At 69.9% G+C, this 9,660-nt stretch carries 8 protein-coding genes and 1 pseudogene; 6 read left to right on the top strand and 3 right to left on the bottom strand.

What is annotated here, in order from left to right:
• The 6 genes and pseudogenes from ACIRDX_RS17620 to ACIRDX_RS17595 form a co-directional block, all read left to right on the top strand.
• Positions 1 to 684, top strand: a pseudogene (locus ACIRDX_RS17620) (hypothetical protein); the annotation flags it as partial.
• Between the two features lie 396 nt (positions 685 to 1,080).
• The gene (pyrR, locus tag ACIRDX_RS17615; RefSeq protein ID WP_396626748.1) at positions 1,081 to 1,605 is read left to right on the top strand and encodes a bifunctional pyr operon transcriptional regulator/uracil phosphoribosyltransferase PyrR; all 525 of its coding nucleotides are present in this window, start codon (positions 1,081 to 1,083) and stop codon (positions 1,603 to 1,605) included.
• Positions 1,602 to 2,546, top strand: coding sequence for an aspartate carbamoyltransferase catalytic subunit (locus ACIRDX_RS17610; RefSeq protein ID WP_396626747.1), 945 nt, complete (start codon positions 1,602 to 1,604; stop codon positions 2,544 to 2,546). The genes pyrR and ACIRDX_RS17610 overlap by 4 nt, the downstream gene beginning before the upstream one ends.
• A gap of 8 nt (positions 2,547 to 2,554) precedes the next feature.
• Complete coding sequence (locus ACIRDX_RS17605) at positions 2,555 to 3,880, top strand: dihydroorotase (protein WP_396626746.1); 1,326 nt, start codon at positions 2,555 to 2,557, stop codon at positions 3,878 to 3,880.
• A gap of 16 nt (positions 3,881 to 3,896) precedes the next feature.
• Positions 3,897 to 4,517: an orotate phosphoribosyltransferase gene (locus ACIRDX_RS17600; RefSeq protein WP_396626745.1), complete on the top strand. Its 621-nt coding sequence runs from the start codon at positions 3,897 to 3,899 to the stop codon at positions 4,515 to 4,517.
• Between the two features lie 466 nt (positions 4,518 to 4,983).
• A complete protein-coding gene (locus tag ACIRDX_RS17595) occupies positions 4,984 to 6,003 on the top strand; it encodes a TIGR02757 family protein (RefSeq protein ID WP_396626744.1) in 1,020 nt (339 codons plus the stop codon).
• Positions 6,004 to 6,337: 334 nt separating this feature from the next.
• Here the strand turns inward: ACIRDX_RS17595 and ACIRDX_RS17590 are convergent, their stop codons facing one another.
• The 3 genes from ACIRDX_RS17590 to ACIRDX_RS17580 form a co-directional block, all read right to left on the bottom strand.
• Positions 6,338 to 7,297, bottom strand: coding sequence for an Fpg/Nei family DNA glycosylase (locus ACIRDX_RS17590; protein ID WP_396626743.1), 960 nt, complete (start codon positions 7,295 to 7,297; stop codon positions 6,338 to 6,340).
• Between the two features lie 463 nt (positions 7,298 to 7,760).
• The gene (locus ACIRDX_RS17585; RefSeq protein ID WP_396626742.1) at positions 7,761 to 8,864 is read right to left on the bottom strand and encodes a glycosyltransferase; all 1,104 of its coding nucleotides are present in this window, start codon (positions 8,862 to 8,864) and stop codon (positions 7,761 to 7,763) included.
• A 10-nt stretch (positions 8,865 to 8,874) separates the two neighbouring features.
• Entirely contained in the window at positions 8,875 to 9,627 is a 753-nt protein-coding gene (locus ACIRDX_RS17580; protein ID WP_396626741.1) for a glycosyltransferase family 2 protein, read from the bottom strand.
• Positions 9,628 to 9,660 lie beyond the last annotated feature (33 nt).

The raw sequence follows: 9,660 nt of genomic DNA, 5'->3' as shown, positions 1-9,660 counted from the left end.
CACCGCGTGGAGGACCTGCGGGGCGCCCCGTTGTGGCGCATCCTCGATGCCTCCGGGTTTCCTGCCGTGACGGCGGCCTGGCCGTTCGCGGTGCAGGGCGCCTCGGGGCGGGGCCGCATCCTGCCGGCCGAACCCGGACGATCCGGTCTGGCGCCGGTGGACGCGGACCGGCTGGCGCGGGAACGCTTCGAGGCGGCGCTGGCCGAGGGCGGCGACGTGCAGGTGGCCGCCCTGCGGTACGCGGCCTTGTCGGCGGGCGCGCGTGACGCGCTGCTACCTCCGTCGGCGCCGGCAGGCCGTCGTCCGGTCGACGCCGTGTACGACTTCATCGACGCCGAACTCGGCCGTGTGCTCGAGCGACTGGCGCCCGACGACCTCCTGCTGGTGGTCTCGGGGTACCGCCTCGAGTCGCCCAGTCCGCTCGTCCGCGTGCGCGACCGACTCGTGGACGACGCCGGGCTGGCGGGGGAGGCGAACCGGTCCGACGGTTTCATGCTCGCGTACGGGCGGCAGGTGTCGCCCGGCCGCAAGACCCTCGGCGCCATCGTCGACGTGCTGCCGACGGTCCTCTACTACCTGGGTCTCCCGGTGGCACGCGACATGGACGGCTTCGCCCGCACGGATCTCTTCGTCGGGTCGCTCACCGGCGGCCGCCCGGTCAGCTTCATTCGCAGCTATCAGTAGAATTCAGGCACATTTCTGAGACATTCAGAATTCAGGCATGAAGCGCAGGTCCGAGTTCCGCCGCGCGCTGGCGCCGCACAGGCCTTCCTCATTCCGAACTGCTCCGCGGAGCGAGGCGGTGTGCGTCCTGCGCTGAATTCTGAACTCTGAACTCTGAATTGGGCCTGAGGTGGCGATGTCGGCCCCGCGCTGCATTCTGAACTCTGAATTCTGAATTTCCTGTATCCTGTTTGCCGGCTCTTTAATCGCGGTCCCGTGAGGCCGCAAAGAGGTCGACATGCCCCACACCAGAGTGCCGCGCGTCCGCGCGGATTCCGCAACTCATCGAGTCCCCGTGCGCGCGCGCCTGCTGGCGCTGCCGTGCCGTGCCGTCCGGAGGTGCCCGTGCCCGCGGTGATGGATGCGTCTCGCATCGAGGCCAGCCTGCGTCGCATCGCGCACGAGATCCTCGAGCGCAACCGCGACCTCTCGGACATGGCCCTGGTCGGCATCCGCACGCGCGGCGTGGTGATCGCCGAGCGCATCGCCCGCGTGCTGCAGGAAGCGGGCGGGGTGACGATGCCGGTCGGGTCGCTCGACATCACGCTGTATCGCGACGACTACATGCGCACGCCCGTCGGGCCGCAGCCCGTCGTTCGCAGCACCGACATCCGCTTCTCGGTGGAGGGTCGGCGCCTGCTGCTGGTCGACGACGTGCTGTACACCGGGCGGACGATCCGCGCGGCGCTCGACGCCATCATCGACTACGGTCGCCCGCGCAGCATCCAGCTCATCGTGCTCGTGGATCGCGGCCACCGAGAGCTGCCGATCAAGGCCGATTACGTCGGCAAGAACCTGCCCACGTCGCAGGAGCAGAGCGTGCAGGTGCGGCTGACCGAGATCGACGGGCTCGACGAAGTGCAACTCGAGGAGGGCGCATGACCCCCGCGGCCCCCGTCACCGCGCTGCGTGGCCGCCACCTGCTGAGCATCGGCGACCTGGATCCGGGTGAGATCACGCTGATCCTCGACACCGCCGACGCCATGCGCGAGGTCGGCGAGCGCCAGATCAAGAAGGTGCCGGCGCTGCGCGGGCGCACCGTCGTCAACCTGTTCTTCGAGCCGAGCACCCGCACGCGCACGTCGTTCGAGATCGCCGAGAAGCGGTTGAGTGCCGACACGCTCAACCTGGCGGTGTCGACCTCGAGCGTCGTCAAGGGCGAGACGCTGCTCGACACGGTGAGCAACATCGAGGCGATGCAGCCCGACATGCTCGTCGTGCGCCATGCCTCGTCTGGCGCCTGTGAGCAGCTCGCGCGCCACTGCCGCTCGCACATCGTCAATGCCGGAGACGGCCTGCACGAGCACCCGACGCAGGCGCTGCTGGACGCCTACACGATGCGCCAGCACCTCGGGCGCCTCGACGGGCTGCAGGTGGCCATCGTCGGCGACCTGCTGCACAGCCGGGTCCTGCGATCCAACCTGCTGCTCCTGCGCAAGATGGGCGCGACGGTGCGCGTGGCCGCGCCGCGGCCCCTCGTGCCCGTCGGCATCGAGGCGCTGGGCGCGATCCGGTGCCGCACGATCGAGGAGGCCCTCGAGGGCGCCGACGTCGTGATGATGCTGCGCATCCAGCTCGAACGGATGCAGAACAACTTCTTCCCGTCGTTACGCGAGTACTTCACGCTGTTCGGGCTCACGGCGGCGCGCCTCGCGCTGGCGAAGCCGCACGCCATCGTGATGCACCCGGGCCCGATGAACCGCGGCGTCGAGATCGCCTCCGAGGTCGCCGACGGCCCGCGCGCCGTCATCCTCGAGCAGGTGGCCAACGGGGTCGCCGTGCGCATGGCGGTGCTGTACCTGCTCGGCGGGAGCGACGAATGAGTGAACCCATGACGTACATCCTCAGGAACGGCCGCGTGGTGGATCCGGCCAACGGCCGCGACGGCATCCTCGACATCGAGGTGCGCAACGGCGTGATCGCGCGCATCGGCGCCGGCCTGTCCGTGCCCGAGGGCGCGACGGTGCTCGACGTGCCCGCCGGATGCATCGTGACGCCCGGCCTCATCGACATGCACGTGCACCTGCGGGAGCCCGGGCAGGAGCACAAGGAGACCGTGGCCAGCGGCGTCGCCGCGGCCGTCGCGGGCGGCTTCACTGCGGTCGCCTGCATGCCCAACACCAGCCCGGTCAACGACAGCGCCGCAGTGACGCACTACATCCTCGACAAGGCGGCTGCGGCCGGCCTGGCGCGCGTCTATCCGATCGGCGCCGCGTCGGTGGGATCGAAGGGCGAGCAGATGGCCGAGATCGGCGAGCTGAGGGCCGCCGGCTGCGTCGCCGTGTCCGACGACGGCCACCCGATCCGGACGGCGCTCCTGATGCGGCGGGTGCTCGAGTATGCGGGCATGCTCGACGTGCTGGTCATCGACCACTGCGAGGACCCCACGCTCAAGGGCGACGGCGTCGTGCACGAGGGCGCGGTTGCGACCGAGCTCGGGCTGCGTGGCATCCCGGGCGAGGCCGAGGAGCTCTGGATCGAGCGCGACATCACGCTTGCCGGGCTCACGAAGACGCCCGTCCACGTGGCCCACCTGAGCACGGCCGGGTCGCTGCGGGCCGTGAAGGTGGGCAAGGCGCGCGGGATCGCCGTCACCTGCGAGGTGACCCCGCACCACTTCGTGATGACCGACGAGGCGCTGCGCGGCTACGACACCAACACCAAGATGAACCCGCCGCTGCGCCCGCAGTCCGACGTCGACGCGCTCATCGAGGGCCTGGCCGACGGCAGCGTCGACGTGATCGCCACCGACCACGCGCCGCACCACGCCGACGAGAAGGCGCTCTCGTACGATCAGGCGCCGTTCGGCATCACGGGGCTCGAGACCGCCGTCCCGCTCACCTTCGATCGCCTGGTGCACACGGGCCGGATCGGGCTCGCGCGGATGGTGGAACTGCTCTCGGTCAATCCCGCGCGCATCCTCAAGGTGGCTGGCGGGGCGCTCACCGAGGGGACGCCGGCCGACATCACGGTGCTCGCGCCGGATCTGCCGGTGACCATCACCGCCGCATCGCAGAAGTCGCTCTCGAAGAACATGCCCTTCGAAGGCTGGACGCTCAAGGGAGGCGTGGCCGCCACCATCGTCGCGGGCCGCCTCGTGTATCGCAACAGGGCCGTCGATGGCCTCGGGGACTGGCCGACCGCGCCGGTCGAGTGACGGAGCCCACGCAGCCATGACCCAACGGATTGACGACGTCCGCAAGCGCGCGCAGGGCATCCTGCAGGACGCCAACGTGCTCCTCGAGGGGCACTTCGACTTCGGCAACGGCTACCACGGCCGCACCTACCTGAACCCGCACATGCTGTTCTGCCACCCGGCCACCATCTGGCAGCTGGCGCAGGACCTGCTCGACGTGCTGCCGTACGAGATCGCCACCAACGTGCAGGCTGTGGTCGGGCCGTCGACGGGCGGGGCCCTGCTGGCCCATACCATCGCGGGCCTGCTCGACGGTAGGCGCGACCTGGCGCACCCGCCGACCGTGTTCGCCCCGGTGCAGCACGACCCCGAGGAAGGGCTGCGGCTCCGGTCCACGTACCGTCGGGTGCTGGCCGGCAAGAAGGTGCTGCTGGCCGACGACGTGCGCAACACCGGCAAGACGCTGGCGCACTGCGCGGAGCTGGTGCGCAAGGCTGGCGGCGAGTTGATCGGCAGCGTGCAGATCTACGACCGCATGGCAGCCGTTGTCTCGCTCGATGTGCCGAACGTGGCGCTGCTCGAGTACGACGCGCGCGACATCCACACGTCGACGACATGCCCGCAGTGCGCGTCGGGCGTGCCGCTCACGAGCTTCTGAATCAGGGGGCTGGGAGCTGGGAGCTTGGGGCTCGGGGGACAGCGGTCGGCAGTCGGGCGTCGGCGGTCGGCAGTCCGGATGCTCTCTGAGCCTTGAGTCCTGAGCCCTGAGCCTTGCTGCTGCGTCCAACGCGGCCTGGCCCTTCCCTAGGGGCTGGGGGCTGGGGGGACAGCGGTCGGCAGTCGGGAGTCGGTAGTCGGCAGTCTACCGTCACGGACGGCAGTCGGGTGTCGGTGGTCGGCAGTCAGGATGCTCTCTGAGCCCTGAGCCTTGTTCCTGTGTTCCGACGCGGCTGGGTCCTTCCCTCGTGCGGCTGGGGGCTTGGGGCTCGGGGGACAGCGGTCGGCCGCCGGGAGTCGGCAGTCGGCAGTCGGCAGTGGGCAGTCAGGATGCTCTCTGAGCCTTGAGCCCTGAGCCTTGAGCCCTGAGCCTTGAGCTGAGCCCTGAGCCTCGATCACACTTACCGATGCCACCCGCACGATCTGCACGGCTCGCGCCGTTGTTGCGCCTGAAGGCCGCCGAGCTCGCGCAGTTTCGCGTGGAGCTCGATCGGCTGCACGACGCCTACAACGTGCCGGATTCGACGGCCGACCCCGTGCAGTTCGTGTGGCGCTACGACGACCCGCGCGACCGCGAGGTGGTGGCGGCGATCGCGTCGGGCCTGGCCTTCGGGCGGCTGGCGAGCGTGCTCGCGAGCATCGAGCGGGTGCTCGCGCTGCTCGGGCCGCGTCCGGCGGCCTACATCGATGCGCTGGACGTGCGCGAGGCGCGCGAGGCGCTCGCGCCGGTCGTACACCGCTGGACGCGCGGCGACGACCTGGTCGCCCTCCTGGTGGTGCTCCGCACGCTCCGCGCGCGGCACGGGTCGCTCGAGGGGGCGTTCCTCGCGGGCGACGATCCGGCGAGCGAGGACGTCGCGCCAGGGCTCGAGGCGTTCTGTGCGGCGGCGTGCGGCGTGGACGTGCGCGAGGCCTACGGCGGGGCGTCGCGTGGCTTGCCCGCCGAAGCCGCGAGCGAAGCAAGCGGTCAGCGAAGGCTGGGCCGACTCGGTGTGCACTACTTCTTTCCGAAGCCGTCGCTCGGGAGTGCGTGCAAGCGCCTCAACCTGTTCGTGCGCTGGATGGTCCGGCAGGATGCGGTCGATCCCGGCGGCTGGACGGGCGTGTCGCGGGCCCGACTGGTGATCCCGCTCGACACGCACACGATCCGCGTCGGACGCTGCCTGCGCCTGACGCGCTACACGAGCCCGGGCTGGCGCATGGCCGCCGACATCACGGCGACGCTGAGGCGCATCGACCCCGACGACCCCGTGCGCTACGACTTCTCGCTGTGCCACATGAGCATGATGGGCGCGTGCGGCCACGGCAAGAAGGTCGGCAGCTCACAGTGCCCGCTCCAAGGGTTCTGTCGACCCGGAAAAACAAGTGACAAGGGACACGTACGCCAGTCACCAGGGCGCCAAGGGACGGGGGACCAGGACGGGTAGGGACAAGGGACACGTACGCCAGTCACCAGGGCGGCAAGGGACACGGGACCAGGACGGGTAGGGACAAGGGACACGTACGCCAGTCACCAGGGCACCAAGGGACTGGGGACCAGGAAGGATAGGGACAAGGGACAGTCAGGAGCCGAGGGACAAGGGACAGGTACGCGAGTCACCAGGGCACCAAGGGACGGGGGACTAGGACGGGCAGGGACGAGGGACGAGGGTTCCCGTCAGCGGTGGAAGCGGCTCGCCCACCGGCCGCAGACCCCACCGATGGCGGCCCATGCGGCCGCGACGGCCACCGCAGCTCCACCTGCGTCGTTCTTCTCCCTCGTCACTTGTCGTCCCGCTCCCTTGTCCCTCGGCTCCCTCGTGACGTGTCGCTCGTCCGTTGTCCCTTGCTCATCCGCTCCTCCAGTTCCTCCAGGCTCTTCGGCCAGTCTTCGCGGAGCAGCCGCGAGAGCGCGCGGTCGGCGAGCAGCTTGCCGCCGGTCTGGCAGGCGGGGCAGTAGTTGGCCTCGTTGCTGGCGTAGACGAGTCGCTGGATGGGCGTGCCGCAGCGCGGGCAGGGCTGGCCGTAACGCCCGTGGGCGGCCATGCCCTCGACGAAGGCCGTGACCTTCTCTGGAAAGCGATCGCCGACGCGTTCGCGGAAGCGTGCGATCCACGCGGCCAGCGTGTCGCGCGTCGCGTCGCGGAGCACCGCGATCTCGTCCGGCGACAGCTGGTGCGTCTGGCGCATGGGCGACAGGCAGGCCGCGTGCAGGATCTCGTCCGAATAGGCGTTGCCGATGCCACTGAACAGGCGCGGGTCCGTGAGCGCGCGCTTCAGCGTGTGGCGCTCCCGCGTCAGCATCGCAGCGAACACCTCGAGCGAGGCGGTCATCACGTCGATACCGCCCGGGTCCATGGCGGCCAATGCCTCGGCCCCGCGCACGGCGTGGAGCGACGCACGTCGCTTCGAACCTGCCTCGGTGAGCGTCAGGGCTCCAGAAGAGAAGTCGAACGCACACAGCCCGACCTTGCCGGGCACGGGCGCGCCCGGCGCCTTCCAGTGCAAACGCCCCGCGATCATGAGGTGCAGCACGAGGAAGTGTTCCTGCGGGAACGCGAACACCAAGCGCTTGCCGAGCAGCCGCACGTCCTCGAGCACCCGCCCCTCGAACGCCTCGAGCGGCGGCTCCACCGTGCGCAGCAGGAACGGGCTCCGCAGCCGCACGCGCTCCAGCGCCTGCCCACAGGCGCGTGCGCGGATCGCGTCGACATAAATGGTCAGATCAGGAAGTTCAGGCACTGGACAGACACCAGTACAAGGGACAAGTGAAGAGTACGCCAGTCACAAGGGAGGCGAGGGACAAGGGACGAGGAAGAGCAGGGACAGGGGACAAGGCAGCAGGGCTACCGGATCGTCAGCGAGTCTTTGTCGACCATCGACCAAGGTCGCCGGCCGCCTCATCGGAGCTCACGGTTACAGCACCAAGGCGCGACTACCGCATCTGTCCCGGCGGCGACAGCATGACGCCGAGCCTCGTCCCTGGTCCCTTGGAAACTCGTCCCTTGTCGCTGGCCGTCCTTGTGACTCGAGTACGTGTCCCTTGTCCCTTGGCTCTTGCCGGTCCCCTGTCCCTTGTATCCCTAGTGACTCGAGTACTCGTCCCTCGTCCCTTGGCGAGTACCCGTCCCTTGTCCCTCGGCTGCCGCCTGTCCCCGGTCCCTTGCCGCCCTTGTGACTCGAGTACGTGTCCCTTGTCCCTTGCTCAGCCTCGTGCCGCCAGCAACTGTTCGTACTCCGCCACCGTGTTGCGCACCATGTGGTCGACGCTGAACTGGCGGTGCACGCGCTCGTACCCGGCCGCGCCGTAGCCACGGGCGCGGTCCTCGTCTTGCAGCAGCGTCGCCAGCGCATCGGCCAGCGCCTCGGCATCGCGCGGCGGCACCAGCAGGCCGGTCTCGTCGTGCGCGACCACCTCGGGAATGCCGCCGGTCTCGGTGGCGACGATCGGGCGGGCGCACGCCATCGCATCGAGCAGCGATGTCCCCAGGCCTTCCATCACCGAGCTCATCACGAAGATGTCGGCGGTCTTCATCAGCGACAGGACATCGGTGCGGAAGCCCGGCAGCAGCACGTGCTTCTCGAGCCCGTGGTGATGCACCTGCTTCTCGAGCGCTTGATGCAGCTCGCCCTGGCCGAGGATCACGAGCCTCGCGTCGGGCACCGCGCGCACCACCGATGCGAACGCGTCGATCAGGTAGCGCTGCCCCTTGTGCGGCACGAGCGCCGCGACGTTGAGCACCACCGGCGCGCCATGCGGCAGCCAGAACGTCTCGTGGATCGACACGGGCGGTGCGTCGGCCACGTGCTGCAGGTCCACGCCCTCGTGCACCGTGACGATGCGGTCGGCGGGCACGCGATCGGCGGCGAGGATCCTGCCGATCGCCGCCGAGGCGCAGATGAAGCGATCGACCTGGCGGTACTTGGCCCGCGAGAGCGAGTTGCCGGCGAGCCGGAAGTCGACGCGCCGCGAGGCCACCAGCATCGGCGGCGGCCATGGCATGCGGAAGCCGAGCGCGAGTGCGGCCAGCGCCACGCCGTGTGGGTCGTGCGCGTGAAGCAGGGCCGGGTTGAAGGCGCGGATGATGCGCGCAAGCTTCCAGGCGGCGTGGAAGTCCACCTCGAATCGCGGCGCGAGGGGCACGAGGTCGGGATCCTGCGGTGCCCGCCGCCGCAGTTCCCCCTCGGGATGCGCCACGAGCATCGTCGGGTGGCCGAGGGCGCGCAGGCCCTTCACGGTCAGCAGCGCCTGGTTCTGGCCCCCGCGCCACGTGCGGGCAGTGTCGATGTGGATGGTACGGATGGCCATGGCGTGCGCGTCAGGACGAGTGGCGTTGGCGGTCCCACAACTTGACGTACTTCTGCAGCACGTAGACGGCGCCGAGGAGCGACACCACCAGACCGGGGACGCCGTCGCGGAAGCCGGCACGCGCGATGTAGTTGCGCAGGAACGCCGCCGGGGGATGCACCAGCAGGTGCCAGGCGTGCGCCTTGCGACCCTGCGCCTGCATCTGCTGCGCCGCCAGCGTGGTGTAGTGGTTCATCCGCGCGAGATGGTCGGCCACGTCGGCGTACGGGCGATGCTCGATCTCGCCGCCGAGCTCGGCGACGCTGCCCTGCACCACGAGCGCCTCGTGCACCGGGCGGTCGTCCCAGCGTGCCCGTCGGCGGTCGTACAGGCGGACCGCCTTGTCCGGGTACCAGTCGGTGGATCGGATCCAGCGCCCGAGGTACCACGTGACGCGCGGCATGCGGAAGGCCGCCGGGTCGGGGGCATCGGGCAGGGCGGCGATCGCCTGCCGGAGGCCATCGGTGACCGCCTCGTCGGCATCGAGCGAGAACACCCAGTCGTGTCGCGCCAGGGACGCCGCGTGGTTCTTCTGGTCGCCGTACCCGGTCCACGCGCGCTCGTCGACGCGGGCGCCCAGCGCCCGCGCCCGGGCCACCGTGTCGTCGCGGCTGCCGCAGTCGACGACGATGCACTCGTCGGCCCAGGCAGCAGACCTGAGGGCCTGCTCCACGTGGGCCGCAGCATCCTTCGTGATGACGATCACGCTGATGGGCGGCGGCACGGGGACAGCTTAACGCCTAACGCTTAACGCTTA

The organism is Luteitalea sp., from assembly GCF_044337415.1.
Classification (GTDB): domain Bacteria; phylum Acidobacteriota; class Vicinamibacteria; order Vicinamibacterales; family Vicinamibacteraceae; genus Luteitalea.
Note: the sequence above shows the minus strand (reverse complement) of the source record. Positions and strands in the feature narration are given on the sequence as shown.

Bases quoted from the DNA above. Each gene is read 5' to 3' on its own strand.
- ACIRDX_RS17610 (WP_396626747.1), top strand. From the start codon at position 1,602: ATGACCCCCGCGGCCCCCGTCACCGCGCTGCGTGGCCGCCACCTGCTG.
- pyrR (WP_396626748.1), top strand. From the start codon at position 1,081: ATGGATGCGTCTCGCATCGAGGCCAGCCTGCGTCGCATCGCGCACGAG.
- ACIRDX_RS17600 (WP_396626745.1), top strand. From the start codon at position 3,897: ATGACCCAACGGATTGACGACGTCCGCAAGCGCGCGCAGGGCATCCTG.
- ACIRDX_RS17595 (WP_396626744.1), top strand. From the start codon at position 4,984: ATGCCACCCGCACGATCTGCACGGCTCGCGCCGTTGTTGCGCCTGAAG.
- ACIRDX_RS17605 (WP_396626746.1), top strand. From the start codon at position 2,555: ATGACGTACATCCTCAGGAACGGCCGCGTGGTGGATCCGGCCAACGGC.
- ACIRDX_RS17585 (WP_396626742.1), bottom strand. From the start codon at position 8,864: ATGGCCATCCGTACCATCCACATCGACACTGCCCGCACGTGGCGCGGG.